Genomic DNA, 23,213 nt, shown 5'->3' on the forward strand with positions numbered 1-23,213 from the left:
GGCCCCCGGCCGGCCCGCGGCGGTCGGCCCGCCCCGCCGGGGCGCCCCCCGCGCGGGGGGCGCCCCGGCGGGGCGGGACGACGGCCGCGGGACGGCGCGCGGCGGGCCAAAGCGGTGGGGGACAAGGTGACTCCTCACGGCCAGAGGCCGCGCGCGGCCCGGTCGGCGAAGGCGTAAAGGTGGGCGGTGTCGGCGAGCTCGGACGCCCGGGCCAGGTTGACCAGGGCCAGCTCGATGTCGCGGTTCTGGGCGCTGCCCCGCACGGCGAACGGGTTCGTGGCGAGCCAGCTCGTGGCGATCAGGCGGGCGAGCTCGTTGCGCACGGGCGTCCGGTCGGGCTGGTGCTCGCGATCGGCCTTGACCAGCTGTTCGCGCAGCTCGTCGTAGCCGGCGCCGAGCGGCTGGTCGTCCGGCGCGTGGACGACCAGGGTGAGCCGGTCGAGCCACTCGAGGTGCGGCAGGTCCGGGAAGTCCCGTTCGAACAGGTCCACCACCGCGGGGAACTCGCCGAGGGCGAGCCGGCAGTAGGCGAGCCGGACCTCGTCGGTCCCGGCGACGGCCCGCAGGGCGGCGAACTGCGCCCGGTAGCCGGGCGCGCCGCCGTCGCGGCGGGCCAGCGCGGAGGCCAGGTTGCCCGCCAGCCACGGGTGCAGCGTGACCTGGTCCCGGGCGCCGGGACCTTCGCCGGCCCGCACCCACAGGGAAGCCCGCAACTCGGTGAGGATCGGGCCGACGCGCGGCTGGACGACGGCGCCCTCCGCCCGCGGCTGGACCAGCCAGGGCGCGGTGGCGAACGGCGCGGCCGCCACCAGCTCGTCGACGTCCACAGTGGAGAGACCGAGCGCGGAAAGCCAGGACTGCCAGGGTTCCGGGCCGCCGGCACCGAGGGAGTCGCGCGCGCCCGGCACGATCTCCTTGTCGCGCAGGACCCGCGCGACGTGCTGCACGGCACCCGGCAGGCCACCGGTCGCCCGGTGCGCGAACTCCGCGTGGGCACGCGGGACGTCGCGGCCGAGGAGTTCGGCCACCGCACCGACGGACAGTGGTTCGAGCAGCACCGGGTAGTACGCCGACGATCGCGTGTCCGGCTGCCCGGCCCAGTGCTCGTAGGACGCCTGTCCGCAGGCGGGAACGGTCCGGCCCACGCCGGTGCCCGGCTGCCAGGGCGGCCGCCAGACGCGGCCCAGCTCGTCACCCCACTCGCCGTGCCACGACCCGCTGGTCGCGACGACGAGCAGCGGGTCGGGGGTGCCGTGGTGGCGGTCCCGCGCGGCCGTCAGGGCCCGCAGGAAGGCCAGGCCGCCGGGGTGGTCGACGTTGTCCAGCAGCGCGACCCAGGTGTGCACGTGGGGCCGCCGCCGGGAGTCGGGGCAGTCGCAGGGGCTCCGGCGTTCGGGACCGGACATCCGGCGGTGGTTTTCCCGGACGTCCGCGAGGAAGGCTTCGAGCAGCCACGCCGTGAGCCGCTCGGGGTCGGCTTCGCGGCCGCGGGCGAGCCGGTTGATCTCGATGAGCGCGTCGTAGGCGTCGTCGCCCTGGAACCACTCGACTTCCCGCAACGAGCGCAGGGCCTGGGCCAGCCGCGGCCGGACGGCTCGCACCAGCTTCGGGAGCTCGGCGGCGAAGGCGTCGGCGATGGGGGCGGGGACCGCGCCGGTCGCGGTGGCGACGCGGACGCCGAGGCCGACCGTCGCGTCGATCCACCGGGGCCGGCGGTCGCGGTGGAACTCTTCGAGCAGCCGGCGCAGCGTCGCCTTGTCCTGGGTGTAGTCGGTCGTGCCGAGGTCCGCGCGCGCCGCGATCAGGGCCAGGGCGAACCGCAGGAACCGCGGTTTCGCGCGGTGGCGCCAGCCGCGGGAAAAGCCGTAGGCGAGCCGGGTGAGCACGTCGGCCGGGCTCGGGTTGCCGTCGCCGAAGTCGAACCGGCTGTGCACGACGCCCCAGCCGAGGTCGGCGTCGATCCGGTGCAGCGCGTGCGTCTTCCCGGAGCCGACCGGGCCGAGCAGCACGGCCACCGGCGGCTTGCGCGGTGGTTCGCCGACGGCGCCGTGCCACAGGAGTTCTCTGGTGAACAGCACGGTCCGGTCCGGCTCGGCCATCGGCGGTGACTCCCCTGCGACCACTCGATGCGGTGGGTAACGAGAGTAAGCAGAAGGTGACGAATCAGCTACCGGTTCGGCCGGTTTGGCCAGCTTTTGTCAACCCGCCTCACGCGGCGACGGGAAATCGCACCGTCGTGACGGCGGCCTCCAGGGGTTCGACGTAGATGGCGGTCGCGTTGTCCGAGCCGCCGCGGGCCAGCGCCGCCTCGACCAGTTCGGCCGCCCCGGTGCCCGGCTGGGCCAGCACCGCGCGGATGCCGCTGCCGGCCAAGGGCTTGTGGACGCCGTCACTGGTCAGCAGCAGGCCCGTGCTGGTCGTCTCCGCCGTGCCGATCTCTTCCGGCTTCGTCGTGCGGACGCTCGTGGTGACGACGTGCTCCATCCGCGGGGTCACCGGCTGGTGGCGGGCGCGGAAGTACTCGGCGAGCGTGTGGTCGGTGGTCAGGCGGCCGAGGGTGGTGCCGTCCCAGGCGTACGCGCGGGCGTCGCCGACCCAGGCGATGCGGTACCCGCCGTGCGCGGCCGGCATGGCGACGACGAGCACGGCGTCCCCGAGCGTCTGCTCGCGCACTGCTTGCTGCGCAGCGAGAACTGCCTCGACGGGTCCTTTGTGGACCGCAGTGCGAGCGGCGGCCGCGGCGGCGGTCCGGGCGGCCCGGGCGGCGGCGGGATCATCGCCGACCCCGTCGGCGAGGGCGAACACGACGCCGGGCCCACCGGCGGCGGCATAGGCCCCGACGGCGTCGGCGTTGAGCGAGCGCGGCCCCTGGGCGCTCGCGGTGTGCCAGCGCGGGTAACCCGGACGTGTCGTGATCATCGCGGCCTCCTCATCCCCTCTGGGCTCCATGATCCGCGCCGAACCTGTGGGCCGTCTGAGACTTTCCTGTGCCGCCGGTGTCGATCCGCGTACCTTGGGAACGGGGTGGGGACATGGAGTTCCGGATTCTCGGACCGCTCGCGGTGGTGCGCGCGGATGGCCGGCCGGCCGCGCTCGGTGGCCGCAAACCGCGGACACTGCTGGCCGCGCTGCTGCTGGCGCGCGGGCGGGTCGTGCCCGACGAGCGGCTCATTTCGCTGCTGTGGGAAGGAAACCGGCCGTCGACGGTCGACGCGCAGCTGTGCACCTACGTCTCCCGCTTGCGCAAAGGCCTCGGCGGCCCCGCGCGGTTCGTCCGCTCCGGTGGCGGGTACCTGCTGACGCCCGGCGGGACCGTCGACGCCGAGGAGTTCGAGCGGCTGGCGTCCGTGGGGCACGACGAACTTCGCGCGGGCCGCGCCACCCGGGCGGCGTGCTTGTTCGGTGCCGCGCTGGACCTGTGGCGCGGCCCCGTCCTCGCCGATGTCGCCGAACCGCTCCGCGCGGGGGAGTCGGCGCGGTTCGAGGAGCTGCGGCTGGCCGTCCTGGAGGGCCGCATCGAGGCGGAAGTGGCGGCGGGCGACCACGTGCGCGCGGTGCCCGACGCCACCGGCCTCGTCCTCGAACACCCGCTGCGGGAACGCGCGCGGGCGCTGCTCATGGCCGCGCTCTGCGCCGGCGGGCGGCCGGCGGACGCCGTCGCCGAGTACCACCGGGGCCGGCGGATCCTCGCCGAACGGCTGGGGATCGCGCCGGGCCCGGTGCTGCGGGCGGCGTATCAGCGGGTGCTGTCCGGGTAGGGCGTCGCGCGGAAGTCGTGGTCGAGTTCCGCGGGCGACCGCGGCAGCCAGTACCGTGCGAGCGCGCGCACCTGTTCGCGCGGCAGGCCCGGGTTGACGTGCCGGTGGTCGGGCCGCGCGATCGACTGCAGCGCCCACGCGAACCCGAGCATCGGGTCGATCCGCGCCCACCGGTGCCGATCGATGCCCAGCAGCATCTGCGCGCGCTGGATGCAGTGCCAGAAGTGGTAGCCCGACGGCGGATCGCCGTCCATCGTGTGCACTTCGGACTCGACGTCGGCCCGCCGCGGGTCGAACAGAATCCCTTGCCCGAACGCGGCGAAGGCCTTCGCGAGGCCCTCTTCGTCGCCGCGGTAGAAGCGGTCGAAGTTACCGAGCTGCAAGGCCGACAGCGTGCTCAGCTGCGGCTCGACGGGCTTGACGAACTCGGCGTAGTTCTTCGGGTAGCCCGGTTCCAGGCTGAGCTCCCGCCACTTCGCGGGCAGGCCACCCGGGGCGTTCTGCTGGATGAAGGGGAAGAGCACGGCGTAGGCGTCCTGCACTTCCTGTGCCGGGTGGTACAGCGCGATTTCGTCGAGCTGGTACCAGAGTTCGTTGGCCTTCCGGTCGCCCAGCATGCCGGGCACAGGCGGTAGCGTCGAAGCTTCCGCGGTGCCGGTGAGCAGGCCGGTGCTCGCGACCGCGACGGCCGCCCCCGCCCCGAGTTTGAGCAGGCTGCGTCGATCGAGCGTCATGGATTCACCCCCGTCGGCGGCCCCCTGCCGCCGTCGCCGCCACGGTACGGAAGGTTTCTATACTTTCTCTGTACGCTCGTCCCCGTGAACGATCACCGGGCGCTGATGTGTTCGTTCGCTGCGGCAGAGTCTTCCGAGGCGCCGGGTCAAGCGGGTGCTCCGCGACTCGGTGATCGCGTACTCGGCCGGAACTCCGCGCCGAACACGGCAGGACGACATCGCGCTCGAGGCGAGCCGTCGCAAAGCATCGCTGGGGCGTGCTGAACCGCGGCACCGAGGTCGTTCCCGCATTGCAGCCCAGGTACGCGGACCGGTTCACGCGCACCGCCGGCGGGTGGCGATTCACCGAGCGCCGGGCCACGGTGGATCTCGTCGGGGACGTCGGCCACCACCTGCGGCCCCGGCCGTAACGAGCCGCTGACCTGCGACGACTTCGGTTAAACGACCGAAGGAGCCGACGGTGGGCGCAGCGTCGCACGACTCACGGCCGCTGATGGTCTACGGCCTGCGCTTCCCCGGCGCCGTGGTGGACGAAGGCGATCTGCTCGCCGCGGTGGAGCTGCAGGCCCAGCTCGGGTCGGCCGTGCGGCTCGTCGAAGCGGAGGCGCTCACGGAAGGCGAGATCCTCGACGATCTCATCCTGATCGGCGGCAATTCACTGACCGCACGTGTCCTCGAGCGCTTGGACGGCGTGCTCTCGCTCGGGTTCGCCGAGAACGGATCGTCCGTCTACGACCGCAAGTCCGGCTTCGCGGCCTCGCCGCGCTTCGACGACGCCGGTGAGCCACGCGTCGACTACGGTCTGGTCATCCGGGCGGCGAACCCGTTCGCCCCGCAGACCGCGGAGGTCGTGGTCGTCGCCGGCTGCGGGGGCCACGGCACCGCCGCCGCGGCCGAGGCGTTCGACGAGGCCGAAGCCCTCGGCGGGTACCGGCATTTCGAGGCGCTCGTCGAGACGACCGTCTTCCGCGGCGCCCACCGCGACACGTTCGTCCGCGAGGCCCGCGGGATCGCGTGAAAAGGCCCGGGCTTCCGAAGAAGCCCGGGCGATCGTCACTTCTGCAGGTCGTAGACCGTCTGGCCGTCGACCGTGGTGGCGGTGAAGTTCGCCGTCACCCACGCGGTGATCTCCGAAGAACCGCCGCCCGGGCCACCGCCGCGGCCGCCGTCGATGTAGTACTTGACTTCGCCGGCCGCGACGTACGCCTTGAACTCGACCAGCGTCGGCGCCGGGTCGGAGCCGCTCCAGCCGCCGATGCCGATCACCGCCTTGCCGCTCGCCAGCTCCAGCGACGCCGCGTTCTGCGAGCCCGTCGTCGCCGCGGCCCACTTCGTCGTCGTCTTCGCCAGCAGTTCGCCGATCGCGCTCGACGACGAGTCCGCACCGGAGCCGCCGGGACCGCCGCCCATGCCGCCGCCCATCGCGCTCGACGTCGGTCCCGAGGTCGGGATCGAGCCGCTGTGCGCGATCGACGCCGTCTCGACGCCGTAGGCCGCCGACGACACCCCGATCGTCAGGACCACCGCCGTCGCCACGACCACGGCCGCCTTCCGGACGGGCGGCACGCCCATCACCAGCACCGTCCCGGCGAGGACACCGAGCACCGCGACGATCCAGCGCAGCGCCGGGAACCAGTCCGGCGTGCGGTCGAGCAGGATGAACGACCACACCGCCGTCGCGACGACCATGCCGGCCAGCGTCGCCCGCGGGCCCAGGTTGGCCCGGCCCCGCCACAGCGCGCGGCCCGAGATCGCGACCAGCGCGGCGATCGCCGGGGCGAGCGCGACCGAGTAGTACGGGTGCACGATGCCGCTCATGTAGCTGAACACCAGCGCGGTGACGACCAGCCAGCCGCCCCACAGCACCAGCGCCAGGCGCGTCCGGTCGGTGCGCGGCGCGCGGCGGGTGAACCACAGGCCGGCGACCAGGCCGATCAGCGCGGCCGGCAGCAGCCACGAGATCTCCGTGCCGAAGCTCGACCCGAACATCCGGAACAGCCCGGAGGCGCCGCCGAAGCCGGTGTTGCCGCCGCCCATGCCGCCGCCACCGCCCGGGCCGCCGCCGTCGCCGCCGCCGAAGATGCGCGACAACCCGTTGTAGCCCAAGGCGAGTTCGAGCAGACTGTCCCCTTCGGACCCGCCGATGTAGGGCCGCGACGCCGTCGGCCACAGGTCGACCAGCGCGATGTACCAGCCCGCCGAGACGACCAGCGCGACGACCGCGCCGCCGAGGTGCAGCAGCCGCTTGCCCAGCGACGCCGGCGCCGCGATCAGGTACGCCAGCCCGAACGCCGGCAGCACCAGGAACGCCTGCATCATCTTGGTCAGGAAGCCGAACCCGATCGCGACGCCCGCCAGCGCGAGCCACTTGGGGCTGGCCTTTTCCGTGGCGCGCACGACGAAGTAGGCGCCGGCGACCATGAGGAGCACGAGCAGCGCGTCCGGGTTGTTGAACCGGAACATCAGCGCCGCCACCGGTGTCACGGCCAGCATCGCGCCGGCCAGCAGCCCGGCGACCGGGCCCGACGTCCGTTTCACCGTCAGGCAAAGGATTCCGACCGACGCGACGCCCATCAGCGCCTGCGGGGCGAGCACGGTGAAGCTGGAAAAGCCGAAGATCCGCGCGAAGGCCGTCGCGACCCACAACGCCGCGGGCGGCTTGTCGACGGTCAGGACGTTGCCCGAGTCGAGCGACCCGAACAGCCACGCCTTCCAGTCCTGCGTCCCGGACTGCACGGCGGCGGCGTAGAAGCTGTTGCCGTAGCCGGAGGCGGTGAGGTTCCAGAAGTAGAGCACGGCGGTCGCGGCCAGCAGCCCGAACACGGCCGGGCGGACCCAGCGCGGCGGCGCGTGCGCGGCGGACTCCTTGCGGTGCCGCGGTTCCTGCGTCACCGGGCCGGACAGGACGGCGGTCATCAGAACTCCTTCTGGGTGGCGGCCTGGCGGCGCGGGTTGAAGACCCAGCCGCGCAGGAGCAGGAACCGGAGCACCGTCGCGGCGAGGTTCGCCAGCACGAGGACGGTGATCTCCAGGACCAGGCCGGGGGTGGTGGAGCCGTTGAGCAGGGCCAGCGCCCCGCTCGTCAGGGCGAGGCCGAGGCCGAAGACGATCAGCCCTTCGAACTGGTGGCGCCCGGCGCCGGAGCGGCCGCGGATGCCGAAGGTGAGCCGCCGGTTCAGCGCGGTGTTCCCGATCGCCGTCACCAGCAGCGCGGTGAAGTTCGCCGCCTGCGCGCCGACGACCGTCCGCAGCAGCAGGAACAGCACGAGGTAGGCGAGCGTGCTGGTGACGCCGATGGCGGCGAACCGCACGAGCTGCGTCACCAGCCGCGGCGGCACCCCCGGCGCCTCGACGCCGATCGGCCGGCGGCCGAGCTGCTCGCGCAGCCTGCTGATCGGGATCTCGCCGGTGAAGGTGGCCTTCGTGACGCGGGCGATGCCCTTGAGGTCCGCGGCCGCGGTCTTGACGATGTTGACCGACGAGTCGGGGTCGTCGACCCAGTCGACGGGCACCTCGTGGATCCGCAGCCCGGCGCGTTGCGCGAGGACGAGCAGTTCGGTGTCGAAGAACCAGCCGGTGTCCTCGACGTGGGGGAGCAGCTCGCGGGCGACGTCGGCGCGGATGGCCTTGAAGCCGCACTGGGCGTCGCTGAACTTCGCGGCGAGCGTGGACTTGAGGATGAGGTTGTAGGCACGGGAGATGAACTCGCGCTTCGGCCCCCGCACGACTCGCGCTCCCCGGGCGAGCCTGCTGCCGATGGCGAGGTCGGAGTGACCGGAAAGAAGCGGGGCGACGAGCGGCCCGAGCGCGGCGAGATCGGTGGAGAGGTCGACGTCCATGTAGGCGAGGACGGCGGCGTCGGAGGCCCGCCAGACGGCGTTGAGCGCGCGGCCGCGGCCCTTTTCGTCGAGGTGGTGGACGGCGACCTCGGGGAACTCGCGGGCCAGTCTTTCCGCCACCCGCAGCGTGGAGTCGGTGCTCGCGTTGTCGGCGATGGTGATCCGGTACGGGTAGGAGACGTGCTCGGCCAGGTGCGCGTGCAGCCGGCGGATGCACGGTTCGAGGTCGGTCTCTTCGTTGTAGACCGGGATGACGACGTCGAGGACGGGCTGCGGACCGGCCAGATCGACCGGGACGGTCCCGGGCCGTGCTGCGGAGGCGGTGGCTGTCATGCGTCCTACGGTCGCGGGCCCCGCTTTGGTGACGGTGTGATCGCCCTGTGCGGTTCCTGTGCGCCGCGCCCGGCGTCCAGTACGTGGACGCCGGGCGCGGGATCAGCTGTGCGCCCGCAGCGGGACGACCTCGCCCGGCGACGCCGCGCGACCGGGCTCGCGGCGAGCCGCCTTCGCGCAGATCGTCAACGTCACCAGCGCCCCGTACTTCGGGTGCCGGTCCACGTAGATCTCCGTCGCGAAGCACGCGTCCGCCAAGACGTCACGCCGCGAGTGGATCTGGTCGAACCCGATGCCCGCCGGGCAGAACAGCGACACCACGATGTCGCCGTCCACCGGGCGGGTCCACAGGATCGCCGGGCGGCGGCCGTCGACCGTGCAGACGCGGGCGCTCGCGAACGCCGTGCGCAGGCGGTGCTGGACCACGATCGCGCGCAGCCGGCCACGGAGGTGGCGGCGGGCCGCGCGCCAGTAGAACACCCAGTTGAACGCCGCCACCAGGGCGACCAGCGACCAGACCGGTCCCAGCCAGAGGACGAGGTTGACCAGGGCGTACGGCAGCACCGTCACGGCGAGGATCTCGTAGCGCCAGTGGTACAGCCAGAGCAGCGGGTTGGGCCGCTTGACGGGGGCCAGCTGCCGGGCCAGTTCGGGAAGTTCGTGGTTCATGACCGTGCTCCTTCGCAGCCGTCGGCGACCGGGACGGCGGTCGCGGGTGCCCGGCGGACGACTCCGGTTCCGGCGCAGCCCGGGCAAGCCGTGCCGTCGGAGGGGCGGATCCCGTGCCCGCCGCACGAGGCGCAGGCGTGCACGGTGTCCCAGCGGGGATCGCGGTAGACGCGGGTGCCTCGGGCCCCGCGCCGGACTTCCCAGCCACGCGCGGTCGCGCGGGCGTCTTCGTCGGCGGCGAACAGCCACTCGCCGAGGCGCAGCAGCAGCCGGTCGAACCAACCACTCGAGCGGGCCGTAGGTAGGTTGTGGTCTTGCATCGTGGCACCCCCGGAACGAACGCACGGTCTAGGACGGGCACTCCGGCGGGAACGCCCACAGGCGGCTCGGGGAGGCCGCCGGGCACTTTGCGTAGTGCCCCAACTGCGCGTGGTCGTGGCCTGGACTTCGGGCAAAAGGGGGGCCGCGAGCAGGGGATTCAACCCGTTCGGGCGAGTCAACCCCAGTCCGCACCGGCAAAGCGCCGCCGATGGGATAAGGTGCGCTCTGTGTCCACATATTGTCACCTCCCTACGTCCGCCTACCTAGGTAGGTAAGGCGAGGTGTCCGGTGCCTACCTACATTCTATGTCGACCGGGGCCCGGCCGACAGGTACTGATGTGGTAACGGTGACCGCCGACCACGTGGGCGCCGAGTTGCGCAGGCTCCGCAAGGCGGCCGGGCAGACTCAGGCGGACGTGGCCAGGGTCGTCGGCGTGAGCCGGGCGAACCTGACGCAGTGGGAGGCGGGGCGCTACCTGCCGTCGGCGGAGAACGCCCGGCTGCTCGACGACCACTTCCGCGCGGCCAACGCGCTGCTGGAGCTGGTCGAGGCGGCCCGCTCGCCCGGACCGGCCGCGGCGGGAACCCTGACGACGGGCGGCTCCCTGCTCGAAGTCTTCCGCCGGGCAGGCGCCGGCCTGGCCGCGGAACTGATCCGCGACGAGAACGGTCGCGCCGTCGGCTGGCGGCACAACCTCCAGAAGCGGGGCGCGCACACGACGCTCGCCACCGCCTACGGGATCTCGGCGATGGTCGTGGTGGGCGAGCCCTACATCGACCTACACGCGGTCGTCGAAGACCTTTACGCGAAGCGTTCCGAATTCGGCTGGCAAGGCCGGTCGGAAGGCCGCCGGCCCGAGGTCACGGCGGCGGTCGTCGGCGCGCTGTTCGACGCCAGCACCATCCTCCCGGCCGAAGAGGGGCTGGCCTACCTCGAGCGTTCGCTCGACGAGCGCAGCCGGACGCGGCCGTTCCTGCTCTCCGCCGCGTTGCGCACTTCGGTCCGTCTCGCGCCGGAATCCCCGCTGACCCGGCGCCTGACGGACGACCTCCTCGCGGCCCGGCTCGACTTCGACGGCGTCCTGCTCTGGGGCGAGAAGAAGGAAGAGGGGCTGGTCGCGCCCGAACCGTCCGCCGCGCACACGGCGCGGGCGGTGGTGGCCCTGCGCGAGCTGCTGCGCTCCGGGCGCGGCAGCGACGAGGTCTCGGACGCCGTCGAGGTCGGCACGCGGTGGCTCGTCGAGCGGGTCCACCCCGACGACGGCGTCTCGGAGGACCTCGCGCTGCCGCAGCCGGGCGGGCGCCCGGACGTGCGGGTCACGATCAAGCACTTCACCGCCGCCTGGGTGCTGCAGGCGCTGGCCGAGGCACCACAAGTGCCGGTGGCCAGGCTGAGCCGCGCGCTGAACTCGTTGTGGGAACGCTACGAACCCTCGCACGGCCTGTGGGCCTGGGGCAGCGGCGATCTCCCGATCTGGATGACGCTCGACGCCGTGACGGCTCTGCGCGCGGTGGCACTGGCTTTCCCGGCCCCGCAGTTCCTTCCCCCTTCAGCCGCAGAATAGAGATGCCTCGCACGATGACGACACCCCGTGTCGCCGAAGCCGGCGACCCATTTCCCCTTCAGCTCGCGGAAGCGTTGCGCGGCAACGGGCTCCGGCCCGGCCTGGCCGAGCTCACGGCCGCCGCCGAGCACGTCCGCGCGGCCCGGGACGCGTTCGCGGCCTGGCTGCGCGACCTGGTCGCCGACGACGCGATGGTCGCCGACATCGCCAAACGCTCGTACTGGCACCCCAACGGGTTCGCGAAGATCGTCCTCCACACGGGCGTCGAGCCGGACTTCCGCGTCCGCCTCCACGTCTGGCCGAGCAGCGACACGCCGTCGCGCGGCGAGTCCAACCCGCACAGCCACCGCTGGGAGTTCGCCTCCCACGTGCTGACGGGAACCGGCATGCACATGGTCGAATTCACCGAGGCCGCCGAGGGAGGCAGGCCGTTCCGGCGCTACCGCTACGGCACCGACCCGGCGAATCCCGCCGCGCTGGTCGCCGACGGCGAGGCCGGGCTCAAGCGCCGGGCGACGCGGCACGTCGAAGGCGGGGGCACGTACCGGTGCGATACCGCGATCGTCCACACGGTACGGCCGATCGACGCCGGTCTCACCGCGACGGTCGTGATCCAGGGACCGCACCTGACGCCGACCACGGTCGTCTACTGCGAGCCGGGGGAAAGCGACGACCAGCCGAACGGCGAGCTCACGCCGGACGACTTCGCGGCGCTCGTGACCGCGGTACTGGCGAGCCTGGAGAGCGAGGCCGCACGATGATGTTCGTGGAGCTGGACGCCCGGGCGAAGAAGCGCTGGAGGCCGTCGCGGCGGGCCCGTCGCGGCGTGCTGACCGACCGGGCCATCCGGCGGGCGTACGAGACCGGCGAGCTGCGGGTGGATCCGTTCGACCACGAGCTGGTGCGGCCGGCCGCACTCGGCCTGCGGCTCGGGCGCGAAGCGTTCACCCTGGTGACCAGCGGGACCGTCGACATCGCGGACCGCGCGACCCATCCCGAGCTGGTCCCCAAGGAGCCGGACGCGGGGGGCCGGCTGAGCGTCGAACCCGGCGAGGTCGTGCTCGCCCCGACGCTGGAGCGGATCGGGCTTTCCGAGCGCCTCGCCGGCCTGGTCGACGGCACCAGTGACTACGCGCGGCTCGGCATCAGCGTGGTGCTGTGCGGACAGGTCAGCCCCGGCTTCGGCCGGGAGACGGGCGCTGTGCTCACCTTGGAGATCGTGAACCACCTCCGGCACCCGGTGCTGTTGTATCCCGGCGCCCGGATCTGCAACTTGATGCTGTTCGCTTCGGCCGGAAGCGAGCTGCCCTACGGCGCCATGCCGCACAACTACTCGAGCGACCACGCGGTCGTCGCGTCCAGATTGGCGGATCATGTCCGGCACACTTGAACCACGCCTTGGTGATCTCGGCGAGCGAGGCATTCAGAAGCAGGTTCTACAGCCGCGGTACGGTGCCGTCGAAGGCTTCGGTGACGACAGCGCCCTGCTCAGCTCGGTGACCAGGCCGAGCGAGATCGTCGCGACGACGGACAGCTGCCCGACGCCGCTGGTCAACCTCCTGGGCGAGCCGGACCTCTACCACGCCGGCTGGCTGCTGGCCACGATCAACCTGTCCGACCTCGCGGCAGCCGGCGCCGAGCCGCTGGGGCTCGTCGTCAACTACACGTTGCCCAAGACGACGACAGTGCGGGACTTCAACCGGCTGCTCGACGGTGTCGACGCTTGCTGCGCCGAGCACGGCACCAAGGTCGCCGGCGGGGACATCCGGGACGGCGATCTGCATCTGACGGCGACGGCCATCGGCCGTTGCGATCCCGGCGCCCGGCTGCGCCGTTCCGGGGCGAAGGCGGGGGACAGACTGCTGCTGGTGGGTTCTCCCGGCTACCTGTGGGCCGCGGTTCTGCTCGAGGCCGGAATGGCGTTCCTCCCGGAAGAGGCCCGTGCCGCGATCTGGCGGCGCGCTTGCCGGCCGATCGCCCAGCTGAAGGCCGGGCGACTGCTGGCGGGCTACGCGCGCGCGGCGATGGACGTCTCGGACGGCCTGTTCGCCACGGTCCGCTCTCTCTGCGAGATGAACGGCTTGGGCGCGGAAGTCACCGGTGAGTTCGTGCTCGACGAACCGGTGGCCGACGTGGCGGCCCAGTGTGGTCTGCGGCCGTTCGACCTCGCGCAGACCTGGGGCGACTGGGGACTTGTCGTCGTGGTCCGGCCGGAAGACGTCAAGCTGGTGGAAAAGACGCTCGACGAGGAATTCATCCCGGTGCAGGAGATCGGGACCCTCACGAAGGACACCCGGATCACGAAGGGAACCGCTCCCTGGGACGGGATCGCCCAGGAGCGGTTCTCGACGAATTCATGGCACGGCGGCGAACTGTCCACTTTGCTCACCGAGGTGCTCGGCCGCTAGCTGTGGGCCCGCAGCGGAACCACGTTGCTCGGCAGGACCGTCCGCTCGCGCGGGGCCTCGGTCGGGCTGATCGTCAGCGTCACCAGGCTCGCGTACTTCGGGTGGCGGTCGACGTACACCTGCGGGACCGCGCACGCCGCCGCCAGGACCGCGCGGTGGCGGTGCAGGTGCTCGAACGCCTCGCGGCCGAACAGCGACACCACGATGTCGCCGCCGCGGGGGCGGGACCACAGGATCGCCGGCCGGCGGCCGCCCGGCAGGCGCAGCAGCGGGAACGCCGCCCGCAGCCGGTGCTGCAGCCGGATCGCGCCGAGCCGGGCCCGTACCTGACGCCGGCGCAGCAGGGCCAGGCCGAGCGCGCCGGCGAGGACCGTCGTCGCCCACAGCGGGCCGGCCCACAGCGCGAACGTCACCAAGGCGTACGGCAGCAGCGTCACCGCCAGGATTTCCCACCTCCAGTGGTAGAGCCGGGCGGGGAACGACGCTTGCCTGGTGGTCATTTCCGTGCTCCTTCCGGTGAACCGGCGGCGCAGGAGGCCGCCGAGGTGGCGCGAGAGGCGTCCGACGGCGACGCCGAGCACGAGGGCCGCGACGATCACCGTCCCGGACGTCATGTCGGGATCCGGGTCTTGGGGGCGGGCTCGGGCCGGCGGTCGCGGTCCCGGCCGAGCTGCCAGGTCCAGCGCCACGCCGCCCAGATCGCGACGACGGAACCCAGCAGGATCAGCACGAACGCCTGGCCGACGAGCCCGTCGAGGGGCGCGAGCCGCAGCAGCACCAGCAGCGCCCACAGCTGGGACGCGGTGAACGGGATGACGAGCCCGGCCGCGTAGACGCCCCGGCGCCAGCGGCTGCGGCCCGGTGGGGTGGTGTAGGGGTCCATGACATTGCCCTCCTCTGCCCGTGGATCCAGGAAACCTCCGGCTCGCCGCGGTCTCTGTGTCAGCTGACACAGAAGGCGGGATTCAGCTCGCCAGCCGCCGAAGTTCGGCCATGCGGTGGATCGTCACCTGTCTTCTGCCGGTGCTGATGACGCCTTGACGCCGCAGGTCGCGCGTCACGCGCGCCCACGACTCGCGGGAGATCGCCGCCGTCATCGCCAGTTCCGCCTGCGTGGCCGGGACGGCGATCTCGATGTCCCGGCCGCGCGGCACGCCGTGCTGCACGGCCAGCTGCATCAGCTGCGCGGCCACCCGCCGGGCGGCGGCGCCGCCCCCGAGTTCGAGCCACTGCCTGCCCACCGACCGCAGCCGCGTCGACAGCACCTGCAGCAGCGCCCAGGAGACCCGCGACCGCGTCCGGCACAGCGAGGCGAACCGGTCGCCGGCGACTTCCAGGACCTCGACGTCGTCGAGCGCTTCGACGGTCGCCGAGCGCGGCTGCGCGTCGATCGCGGCCAGCTCGCCGATGACGTCCCCGGTGCCGCGCACCCCCACGACGACCTCGCGCCCGTCCGGCGTCCCGTGCACGATCCGCACGTGCCCGGCCAGCAGCACCAGCACGACGCTGGACCGGTCGCCTTCCCGGCAGAGGGTTCCGCCGCGCGGGTAGGACCGCCGCGTGGCGGACTCGGCCAGCACCCGGCGATCGGCCGGCCCCAGCTCGGCCCAGAATCCCGTCGGTTCCACATCCCCACCTCGCTTCCGGTCGCTACGCGGTCAGCCCCTCCTCCGGCGCGCCGGCTTCGGGCGTGTGAAGCCAGCCCCGAAGCCGTTCCGCGCCGAGCTTGATGTGGACGGCCTGGGTGAACGCCGTGTGGTCGATGCCGGCGTAGCCGTGCCGCACGACCGCGCGGTGGATCTCCTGCGAGATGGCGAGCGCGAGCGGCGCGGTCGTCTCGCTCAGCCGCCGCTTCAGCTCGGGGGCGTCGACCAGCCGGCAGGCGATGTCGACGTCCTCGCCGTACGCCCCGCGGGTGTCCCGGTGCACTTCGCCGGCGTGGATGGCGACGCGGAGCCGGAAGGCGAGGTCCGGGAGGTTGCGGGCGTGCTTGTCCAGCAGATCGGCGAGCGTCGGGACGAAACTGGCGAGCAACAGCGTCTTGGGCACCTGGTCGAAGGGCCGCACGAAGTACAGCGCGCCGTCGCCGCGGTCGACGAAGGGGTCGCGGTGCTTGCGGCCGATCCCGGCGATCGTGAATGCCTCTTCGAGCAGCTGGTAGAGGACGTTCCGGAGCAGGGCTCGCACCGAGTTCGGGTGTTTGGTCGACCCCTCGATGTCGACCGCCACGATGGCCCGGTGCCGGGGTATGTCAGCTGGAGTACTCATTGGCCCGCTCCTGCCTTCAGGTATGAACTGAAGTTCAGTCAAGTTCACTGTAACGGGTGGAGTACCCTGGAACAACCTGGATGAACCGCTGTTACCCGTTTGCTGAGCGGAGGTTCGGGTACACGTAACGTTTCAGTCCTCGGAACCCCGGGTTGCCGATCGTGACTTTAGGTCCGAGGAGTACTATCAGGCCACTTTCCGCTCTACTGAAATTTACTGAAGGGTGGCGGAGGTCGTGTCCTCAGTCGCGCCGCGTGCGCTCGCTCGCCGTCTGAAGGCGTTGCGCGAGGATCGGTGGCCGGACGCCGGGCTCACCCAGGCTCAGCTCGCGCGGGCGTTCGGCGGGGTCAGCATCTCCCTCATCTCGTCGTGGGAGAACGCCGACAGGCCCGTCCGCCCGCCGACCCGCCGGATCGAGGCGTACGCGACGCTGTTCGCCACCCGGCGATCGCTGGACGGCGAGGTGCACCTGCTCCCCGTCGAGGACCTGACGGACGAAGAGCGGGACGAGCGCAAGGACCTGCTCGACGAGCTGCTGTGGCTGCGCGAGGGCAAGGAGAAGGAGGTGGCCCCGGCGGAGACCGGGGCGGCGGACCTCTGGACCTTCGACGACCCGGAGCAGCGGATCACGATCGTGTGCGCGCCGCTGCCGGAGAAGTACCGCCGGAACCTCAGCTACGCGGACCCCGAAAGCGCCGACTTCGTGTCGCTGTACACCTACGCGGATCCCGACGCGCTGATCGAGCTGTTCGGGCACCTCCGGGCGCGCAACCCGGACAACCCGGTCGCTTTCCGCACCAGCGACGAGCTCACGGCGGACGAATTCACCAGCCACCTCGTCCTCCTGGGAGGTGTCGACTGGAACACCGTGACGAAGGTCGTGATCAACCGGGTCGACCTGCCCGTGGCGCAGGTCGGCCGGGCGGACGACGCCGAGCACGGCGGGTTCCGCGTCCAGGAGGGCGGCCGGTCGAAGCTCATCGAGCCGCGGCTCGATGAGCAGGGACATCTGGTCGAAGACGTCGCGCACTTCTATCGGGGCGTATCTCCGTTCAACCGGAAGCGCACTGTGACCGTATGCAATGGTATGTACGGTCGAGGAACGCTGGGCGCGGTACGAGCGCTGACGGATGGCCGGTTCCTGGACCGGAACACCGCCTACGTGCGGGAGCGGTTCGGCGGCGAAGAGTCGTTCAGCATCATCAGCCGGGTCCCCGTCATCGGCGGGCAGGGGCTGACTCCGGATTGGACGCTCGAGGAGAACCGGCTCCACGAATGGCCCGAGGCGGCCGGGTGAACGCACAGCAGCACAAGTCGCACCAGGACCTGCTGTCCCACGTCGACTCGGCCGGGGTGCCGGCGGCGAGCCTGGACGCGATCATCGTCCCCAACGGGCGTCCTTCGGCGTACCTGAAAGAGGCCATCGCCGCGGCCAAGCTCGTCGACGCCCACCTGGTGCTCTTGTGCAGCATGCTGGCCGACGCTTCGAGCGCGGCGCTGGCCGCCAAACGCGAGGGTGTCCGCGTGACGGCGATCGACGTCGAGTTCCTGCCGGACGGGGTCGTGCCGCGGTTCGCCACCGACAAGCTGCTCAAGTTCGGGAAGTTCCGCCGGCCCGTCGACACCAGCCTCAAGCGGAACCTGGGCCTGCTCTTGGCGAGCCTCGCCGGGTGGAAGCGGATCCTCTTCCTCGACGACGACATCAAGCTGCCCGACCCCGGTGACCTCGCGGCCGCGGCGGGACTGCTCGACGACCACGACGTCGTCGGGCTGGCGAACGCCGGGATGCCGGACAACTCGGTCGTCTGCCACGCGTTGCGTGACGTCGGCGCCCCGCAGGACGTGTTCATCGGCGGCGGCGCGCTCGTCGTCGGCGAACCCGCGTTTTCCTCGTTCTTCCCGAACATCTACAACGAGGACTGGTTCTTCCTCCTGGACGGTGTGCGGCTGCGGCCGTCGGCGGTCACCGGCACCGCGTGGCAGTACGCCTACGACCCGTACAACGACCCGCGGCGGGCCCGCGGCGAGGAGCTGGGGGACACCCTCGCCGAAGGGATCTTCGGTCTTTTCGACAACGAGTTCGGCCTCGACCACGCCGACAACGCCTACTGGAGCGAGTTCCTGCCGGAGCGGCGCCGGATCATCAGCACGACGATCGAGCGGGTGCTCGCTTCGTCCATCGAAGCGGCGCAGAAGGCCCGGATGGTCGCGGCGCTGAAGGCGTCGATCGGGCGCAGCCACCTGATCACCCCGGAGCTGTGCGTCGAGTACCTGGAGGCCTGGCAGTCGGACTGCCTGCGCTGGCAGCGGCACATCCGCCGGCTCAAGCGCGACCGCCGCGGCGCGGGGATCGAGGGCGCCTTGGCCACCCTGGGCATCGGCCACCTCGCCCAGCCCGGCATCGACGGCCGGATCAGTACCGGCTTGAAGCGCCGATCTTCGGCTCCCCGCGCGGTTCCGGCGTGACCACCGTGAGGTCCTTGACCAGCACGTAGCAGCGTTCCGGCACCTGGAGGACGGTGCCGTTCGGCAAGGTCAGCTGCGCGTAGCAGGTGACGGTGCCGTGGCCCCAGTCCCGGTAGCCGAGCCGGTCGTACAGCCGCGCCGCCGCCGGGTTGTCCGTGCGGACCGCCAGCGCGACCCGCTCGTGGCCCAGACCGGTCAGGTGCCGCTCGACCGCGCCGACCAAGGCCGCGCCGACGCCGCGGTTGCGCAGCTCGGGGTGAACCTGCAGGTGGGTGAGCAGCGCGACGCCCGGCAGGTGCCGCCGGATCGGTGGCTCTTCGGCCTCTTCGAGCCACAGGTAAACCGCGCCGGCCGGGCGGGAGCCCAGCCACGCGAAGAACAGCACGCCCTGGTCGTTCCGCTGGCGGATCCAGCGATCGATGAGGAATCCGCCGTCGCCGAGGGCCGCGGCGAACGGAACCAGGTCTGCGGAGCGGGCCCGCCCTACGTTGGGCTCGGTCATCTGCAGAAGCCTCCGTCCTCCGGGTACTTCCATAGTGCAGGAGGCGGCCCGGAGTTGACCAGGTCGTGCGGTACTGACCCTGCTTTCGTCGGTTCCCGGTCAGCCGGCCGCGGTGAGGTCGTACACCGTCACGCCGTCCACCGTGGACGACTGGTACGTCGAAGCCACCCACTCGGCGATCCGCTGTGCCGCGTCCGAACCGGTGGAGCCCGGCATCGTCAGGCCGTCGCCGAGGAAGTAGTGGATCCGTCCGCTCGCGACGTACTGCTGGAACTGTTCCAGCGTCGGGTACGGGTCCGTCCCGTTGAAACCGCCGACCGCCATGACCGGGGCACCACTGGCCAGCTGGTAGCCGGCCGCCGCGTTCGAGAGGACCGTCGCCGCCGTCCAGGTGTACTTCGCCGCGTCCTGCTGGAGCAACGCCGTCAGTTCGGCGCCCGGCAGCGTCGTGCTCAGCAGGGAACCCGGGCCGCCGCCCCGGCCGCCGCCGGGACCGCCGGTTCCGCCAGGGGCGCCCCGGAAGCCGCCGCCGAAGCCCGGCGAAGGGCCCGCCGACGGGATCGCCCCGCTGTGCGTCGTCGCCGCGGTCGCCAGCGTGTACGCGCCGCTGCCGGAAAGCAGCACGACGAGTGCGAAGACGGCCACCAGCGAGGCCGCCCAGCGGGTCAGGTGGGCCGCGAAGAACAGCGCCACCGCCGCCAGCAGCCCGCCGACGAGCACCGCCGGGGCCAGCCACGGCTGCCACGACGATCCGGACAGCAGCAGGTACGTCGTCACCGCCGTCAGCGCCACCCCGCCGCTGAGCAGGCCGGACGCCACCGGGCGGGAGCGCAGCAGCCAGAGCTGGACCGCCGCCGTGCCGACCAGCGCCGCGATCGCCGGGGCCAGCGCGACCGTGTAGTACGGGTGGATGATCCCGCCCATGTAGCTGAACACCAGCGCCGTCACCAGCAGCCAGCCGCCCCACAGCAGCAGGGCCGCCCGCGACCGGTCGGTGCGCGGGGCCCGGCGGGTGAACCACAGGCCGGCGCCCAGCGCGAGCAGGGCCGCGGGGATCAGCCACGCGATGCCGCCCGCCATCTCGCTGCCGAAGAGCCGCGTCAGGCCGGTCGAGCCCCAGCCCCGGCCGGCGCCGCCGCCGACGCTGCCGACCTCGTCGCCGGTGATGCGGCCGAAGCCGTTGTAGCCGAAGACCAGTTCCCACAACGAGTTCGTCTGCGAACCGCCGATGTAGGGCCGGTCCGCGGCCGGCCACAGCGCGACGACGACGAGGTACCAGCCCGCCGCGACCATGGTCGCCGTCAACGCGCCGAGCAGGTGCAGCAGCCGCTTGCCGAGCGGCACCGGCGCCGCGACGAGGTACGCCACCGCGAACGCGGGCAGCACGAGGAACGCCTGCAGCATCTTCGCGAGGAAGCCGAACCCGACCGCGACGCCGGCCAGCGCGAGCCACTTCGGGCTCGCCTTCTCGAGCGCGCGGACGACGCAGTACGCACCGGCGACCAGGAGCAGCACGAGCAGCGCGTCCGGGTTGTTGAAGCGGAACATCAGCGCCGCGGCCGGGGTAAGCGCGAGCACCAGGCCCGCGACGAGCCCGGCGGCCGGGCCGGAGGTCCGCTTGACCGTCGCGTGCAGCAGCCACACCGAGCCGACGCCCATCAGCGCCTGCGGCACCAGGATGCTCCACGCGTTGACACCGAACAGCCGGGCCGACAGGCCCATCACCCAGAGCGCGGCCGGGGTCTTGTCCACGGTGATCGCGTTCGCCGCGTCGCTCGACCCGAAGAACAGCGCCTTCCAGCTCTGCGAACCGGCTTGCGCGGCGGCGGAGTAGAAGGCGTTGGCCCAGCCCGAGGCGCCGAGGCCCCACAGGTAGAGCACGGCGGTGCCGAGCAGCAGCGCGGCCAGTGCCGGCCGGTGCCAGGTGCGGCCTGCGGGTACTGAAGGAGTCGCAACGGTTTCGCGTGACGCGACTCCGGCTTTGCGGGGGTTCCGGGTGGCGGAGCCCCCGGCCCGGGGCGAAGCCCCGGATGTCACAGCGGTCATGTGCTCAGCTTCCGGTTTCCAGCTGGGGCAGCGTTGTGCCGATGCTGTGCACTCGCTGTGCGGGCACGGCCACGGGCAGGCGCACCGCGAACTCCGTCCGGCCGGGGCGGCTGTGCACCTCGATCGTGCCGTGGTGGGCGACCACGACGGCGCACGCGATCGCCAGCCCGAGCCCGGTGCTGCCGGCCGTTCGGGAGCGCGAGGAGTCGCCGCGGGCGAAGCGTTCGAAGACGTCCGGCAGCAGGTCCGGTGCGATGCCAGGACCGTCGTCGGTCACCGTGATCACGGCGCTGCCGTCGGCCGAGCGGGCGAGCGACGTCGCGACCGTGGTGCCGGGCGGGGTGTGGGTGCGCGCGTTGGCCAGCAGGTTCGCCAGGACCTGGTGCAGCCGCTGGACGTCGCCGAGCGCGAGCACGGGGTCCGGGGGCAGTTCCAGCAGCCATCGATGGTCACGCCCGGCGACCCGGGCGTCGCCGACGGCGTCGGCGACCAGCCGGGTGAGGTCGACGTCGCGCAGGTCGAGCGGGCGGCCCGCGTCGAGCCGGGCGAGCAGCAGGAGGTCTTCGACGAGCGCGCTCATCCGGACGGCCTCGGACTGGATACGGCCCATCGAGTGCGCGACGTCCGGCGGCACCAGCGCGCTGCCGCGGGCGGCCAGCTCGGCGTACCCACGGATCGCGGCCAGCGGCGTCCGCAGCTCGTGGCTGGCGTCCGCGACGAACTGGCGGGCGCGCAGTTCGCTGTCGTGGCGGGCTTCGAGGGCTTGCGCGACGTGGCCGAGCATCAGGTTCAGGGCCGAGCCGACCTGGCCGACCTCGGTGCGCGGGTCGGTGTCGGACTCCGGCACGCGGATCGACAGCGCCACCTGGCCGCGGTCGAGCGGCAGCTCGGTGACGCGCCCGGCGGTGGCCGCGACGCGGTCGAGCGGCCGCAGCGTCCGGCGGACCGCGAACGCGCCGAGGAAGGCGGCGCCGAGCACGCCGGCGGCGGCGACGCCGAACAGGATGAGCGCGACGGTGAGCAGCGTGTCGGTGACCGGCTTCATCGGCAGGCCGGTGACCACGACCTCGGACGTCCCGGGCACCCGCAGGGCCATCAGCCGGTACTCGCCGAGGTCGTCGAAGGACACCGTGTGCGGCTTGCCGTCGGTGGGCACCGAGAGCATCACGGCCTGCTGCGCCGCGGTGAGGCTCATGCCCTCGCCGTGCTCGGAAATGCTGTCGTCGTGGACCTTCACCCGCCCGTCGAAGGTGGCGCTCACCGTGCCGACGTTCTGCCCCAAGGGGTGCTCGCCGCCCTGGTCGTCCGGCGGCGCGCCGTCCTGGCGGCCGGGGTTGCTCGCGAAGACCAGCGAGCGCGTCGCCGCGGCGGAGAGCTGCTGGTCGATCTGGCGGGTGAGGAACACGTCGAGCGCGAACTCGCTGACCACCCCGACGATCAGGCACACCACGGTGAGCAGCACGACCATCGAGCCGGTCAGCTTCGCGCGCAGCGAAAGGCGCCCCCGGCGGGGGTGCGGTGCAACGGATCGCGCGGCCATGGGTAGAGCGTCCGTCGACGCCGTGTGTGCGGGTTGTGTGCTGCCTGTGAGGCGGCTGTGCGGTGACCGGCCGGTCGCGGAAGTCCGGTTCCTCCGGTCACAGGAGCGGCTGACGGCAGGCACAGTCCGCACACAGCGGGCGCCGCCACCGTGGATCGCACACCTCGTTAAGGAGCACCACATGACGACACCGCAGGCACCGTCCACTCCGGACCAGACGTGGGGCGCGGCGCCCGCACCGGGCGCCCCGCCGCGCCCGGCTTGGTCACCGGGCAAGAAGATCGCGGCAGGCGCCGTAGCGGTCGCCATCGTGGCCGGCGGGGGAGCGGCGATCTGGGCCGCTTCGTCGTCGTCCGCGGCGACGGACTCCGTCACCGGCCCGGGCGGGATGCAGGGCGGCCCGGGCGGGATGACGGGCGGCTTGGCTTCGGCGTTGCACGGGGAATACGTGGCGTCGGACGGCAACGGCGGCTACGTCACGAAGATCACTCAGACCGGCGAGGTGACGGCGCTGAGCGCGACATCGCTGACGGCGAAGAGCGAGGACGGGTTCTCGAAGACGTACACGATCACGTCGGACCAGGCGACGGGCTTGGCCACGGGCGACACGGTGACGGTGGTGGCCACGGAATCCGGCTCATCGGCAACGGCGACGTCGGTGACGGAGGGCGAAGCCGGGGGACCGGGCCAGATGCCGGGCGGCGGCCAGGGATCGCCGCCCTCGGGCGCCCCGGCCCAGACCGGCTGACCGGATGTCATGAACG

At 72.4% G+C, this 23,213-nt stretch carries 23 protein-coding genes; 9 read left to right on the forward strand and 14 right to left on the reverse strand.

Annotation, left to right across the window (positions count from 1 at the left end; translation table 11 throughout):
• Window positions 1-134: 134 nt before the first annotated feature.
• Window positions 135-2,099 (reverse strand): hypothetical protein, encoded by a 1,965-nt coding sequence (locus ABFJ78_RS15540; RefSeq protein WP_436387013.1) that lies wholly within the window; start codon window positions 2,097-2,099, stop codon window positions 135-137.
• A gap of 109 nt (window positions 2,100-2,208) precedes the next feature.
• Window positions 2,209-2,919: a PP2C family protein-serine/threonine phosphatase gene (locus ABFJ78_RS15545; protein WP_436387015.1), complete on the reverse strand. Its 711-nt coding sequence runs from the start codon at window positions 2,917-2,919 to the stop codon at window positions 2,209-2,211.
• Window positions 2,920-3,032: 113 nt separating this feature from the next.
• On the opposite strand from ABFJ78_RS15545, the gene ABFJ78_RS15550 reads away from it, so the two are divergent.
• Window positions 3,033-3,758, forward strand: a complete 726-nt coding sequence (locus ABFJ78_RS15550) for an AfsR/SARP family transcriptional regulator (RefSeq protein WP_436387017.1) — start codon at window positions 3,033-3,035, stop codon at window positions 3,756-3,758.
• Here ABFJ78_RS15550 and ABFJ78_RS15555 read toward each other — a convergent pair.
• Complete coding sequence (locus ABFJ78_RS15555; protein WP_436387019.1) at window positions 3,737-4,492, reverse strand: hypothetical protein; 756 nt, start codon at window positions 4,490-4,492, stop codon at window positions 3,737-3,739. The two genes, ABFJ78_RS15550 and ABFJ78_RS15555, sit on opposite strands and share 22 nt — an antisense overlap.
• 460 nt (window positions 4,493-4,952) lie before the next feature.
• Here ABFJ78_RS15555 and ABFJ78_RS15560 point away from each other — a divergent pair, with 460 nt between their 5' ends.
• Complete coding sequence (locus tag ABFJ78_RS15560) at window positions 4,953-5,510, forward strand: hypothetical protein (RefSeq protein ID WP_436387020.1); 558 nt, start codon at window positions 4,953-4,955, stop codon at window positions 5,508-5,510.
• Between the two features lie 35 nt (window positions 5,511-5,545).
• On the opposite strand, the gene ABFJ78_RS15565 is transcribed toward ABFJ78_RS15560, so the two are convergent.
• From ABFJ78_RS15565 to ABFJ78_RS15580, 4 genes are all read right to left on the reverse strand, one after another.
• Window positions 5,546-7,408 carry a glycosyltransferase family 39 protein gene (locus ABFJ78_RS15565; protein ID WP_436387021.1) on the reverse strand — a complete coding sequence of 621 codons (1,863 nt, stop codon included), beginning with the start codon at window positions 7,406-7,408 and terminating at the stop codon, window positions 5,546-5,548.
• Window positions 7,408-8,664: a glycosyltransferase gene (locus tag ABFJ78_RS15570; protein ID WP_436387023.1), complete on the reverse strand. Its 1,257-nt coding sequence runs from the start codon at window positions 8,662-8,664 to the stop codon at window positions 7,408-7,410. The genes ABFJ78_RS15565 and ABFJ78_RS15570 overlap by 1 nt, the downstream gene beginning before the upstream one ends.
• Window positions 8,665-8,766: 102 nt before the next feature.
• Complete coding sequence (locus ABFJ78_RS15575; RefSeq protein ID WP_436387025.1) at window positions 8,767-9,333, reverse strand: hypothetical protein; 567 nt, start codon at window positions 9,331-9,333, stop codon at window positions 8,767-8,769.
• Window positions 9,330-9,653 carry a hypothetical protein gene (locus ABFJ78_RS15580; RefSeq protein ID WP_436387027.1) on the reverse strand — a complete coding sequence of 108 codons (324 nt, stop codon included), beginning with the start codon at window positions 9,651-9,653 and terminating at the stop codon, window positions 9,330-9,332. The genes ABFJ78_RS15575 and ABFJ78_RS15580 overlap by 4 nt, the downstream gene beginning before the upstream one ends.
• A gap of 348 nt (window positions 9,654-10,001) precedes the next feature.
• Between ABFJ78_RS15580 and ABFJ78_RS15585 the strand changes: the two genes are divergently transcribed.
• From ABFJ78_RS15585 to ABFJ78_RS15600, 4 genes are read left to right on the forward strand one after another with little or no spacing between them, the layout of a single operon-like run.
• Entirely contained in the window at window positions 10,002-11,219 is a 1,218-nt protein-coding gene (locus tag ABFJ78_RS15585) for a helix-turn-helix transcriptional regulator (RefSeq protein ID WP_436387028.1), read from the forward strand.
• 14 nt (window positions 11,220-11,233) lie between these two features.
• Window positions 11,234-11,980 (forward strand): hypothetical protein, encoded by a 747-nt coding sequence (locus ABFJ78_RS15590; RefSeq protein ID WP_436387030.1) that lies wholly within the window; start codon window positions 11,234-11,236, stop codon window positions 11,978-11,980.
• Window positions 11,980-12,609 (forward strand): dCTP deaminase, encoded by a 630-nt coding sequence (dcd, locus tag ABFJ78_RS15595; protein ID WP_436387785.1) that lies wholly within the window; start codon window positions 11,980-11,982, stop codon window positions 12,607-12,609. The genes ABFJ78_RS15590 and dcd overlap by 1 nt, the downstream gene beginning before the upstream one ends.
• Window positions 12,593-13,627, forward strand: coding sequence for a thiamine-phosphate kinase (locus ABFJ78_RS15600; RefSeq protein ID WP_436387032.1), 1,035 nt, complete (start codon window positions 12,593-12,595; stop codon window positions 13,625-13,627). The genes dcd and ABFJ78_RS15600 overlap by 17 nt, the downstream gene beginning before the upstream one ends.
• On the opposite strand, the gene ABFJ78_RS15605 is transcribed toward ABFJ78_RS15600, so the two are convergent.
• The 4 genes from ABFJ78_RS15605 to ABFJ78_RS15620 form a co-directional block, all read right to left on the reverse strand.
• Window positions 13,624-14,241: a hypothetical protein gene (locus tag ABFJ78_RS15605; RefSeq protein ID WP_436387033.1), complete on the reverse strand. Its 618-nt coding sequence runs from the start codon at window positions 14,239-14,241 to the stop codon at window positions 13,624-13,626. The genes ABFJ78_RS15600 and ABFJ78_RS15605 overlap by 4 nt on opposite strands.
• Window positions 14,238-14,510 (reverse strand): hypothetical protein, encoded by a 273-nt coding sequence (locus ABFJ78_RS15610; RefSeq protein ID WP_436387035.1) that lies wholly within the window; start codon window positions 14,508-14,510, stop codon window positions 14,238-14,240. The genes ABFJ78_RS15605 and ABFJ78_RS15610 overlap by 4 nt, the downstream gene beginning before the upstream one ends.
• A gap of 82 nt (window positions 14,511-14,592) precedes the next feature.
• Window positions 14,593-15,255 carry a Crp/Fnr family transcriptional regulator gene (locus ABFJ78_RS15615; protein WP_436387037.1) on the reverse strand — a complete coding sequence of 221 codons (663 nt, stop codon included), beginning with the start codon at window positions 15,253-15,255 and terminating at the stop codon, window positions 14,593-14,595.
• Window positions 15,256-15,277: 22 nt separating this feature from the next.
• On the reverse strand, window positions 15,278-15,895 hold the full coding sequence (locus ABFJ78_RS15620; RefSeq protein WP_436387039.1) for a hypothetical protein: 618 nt from the start codon (window positions 15,893-15,895) through the stop codon (window positions 15,278-15,280).
• 235 nt (window positions 15,896-16,130) lie between these two features.
• On the opposite strand from ABFJ78_RS15620, the gene ABFJ78_RS15625 reads away from it, so the two are divergent.
• Together ABFJ78_RS15625 and ABFJ78_RS15630 are read left to right on the forward strand one after the other, a co-directional pair.
• Window positions 16,131-17,192: a helix-turn-helix domain-containing protein gene (locus ABFJ78_RS15625; RefSeq protein WP_436387040.1), complete on the forward strand. Its 1,062-nt coding sequence runs from the start codon at window positions 16,131-16,133 to the stop codon at window positions 17,190-17,192.
• Complete coding sequence (locus ABFJ78_RS15630) at window positions 17,189-18,361, forward strand: hypothetical protein (protein WP_436387042.1); 1,173 nt, start codon at window positions 17,189-17,191, stop codon at window positions 18,359-18,361. The genes ABFJ78_RS15625 and ABFJ78_RS15630 overlap by 4 nt, the downstream gene beginning before the upstream one ends.
• Here ABFJ78_RS15630 and ABFJ78_RS15635 read toward each other — a convergent pair.
• From ABFJ78_RS15635 to ABFJ78_RS15645, 3 genes are all read right to left on the reverse strand, one after another.
• Entirely contained in the window at window positions 18,309-18,863 is a 555-nt protein-coding gene (locus ABFJ78_RS15635; protein ID WP_436387044.1) for a GNAT family N-acetyltransferase, read from the reverse strand. The two genes, ABFJ78_RS15630 and ABFJ78_RS15635, sit on opposite strands and share 53 nt — an antisense overlap.
• A gap of 99 nt (window positions 18,864-18,962) precedes the next feature.
• Window positions 18,963-20,909 carry an ArnT family glycosyltransferase gene (locus ABFJ78_RS15640; protein ID WP_436387046.1) on the reverse strand — a complete coding sequence of 649 codons (1,947 nt, stop codon included), beginning with the start codon at window positions 20,907-20,909 and terminating at the stop codon, window positions 18,963-18,965.
• Window positions 20,910-20,913: 4 nt separating this feature from the next.
• The gene (locus ABFJ78_RS15645) at window positions 20,914-22,449 is read right to left on the reverse strand and encodes a sensor histidine kinase (protein WP_436387048.1); all 1,536 of its coding nucleotides are present in this window, start codon (window positions 22,447-22,449) and stop codon (window positions 20,914-20,916) included.
• Window positions 22,450-22,630: 181 nt separating this feature from the next.
• Between ABFJ78_RS15645 and ABFJ78_RS15650 the strand changes: the two genes are divergently transcribed.
• Entirely contained in the window at window positions 22,631-23,197 is a 567-nt protein-coding gene (locus ABFJ78_RS15650; RefSeq protein ID WP_436387050.1) for a hypothetical protein, read from the forward strand.
• Window positions 23,198-23,213 lie beyond the last annotated feature (16 nt).

The sequence above is a fragment of the Amycolatopsis sp. MEPSY49 genome, from assembly GCF_051337345.1.
Taxonomy (GTDB): Bacteria; Actinomycetota; Actinomycetes; order Mycobacteriales; family Pseudonocardiaceae; genus Amycolatopsis.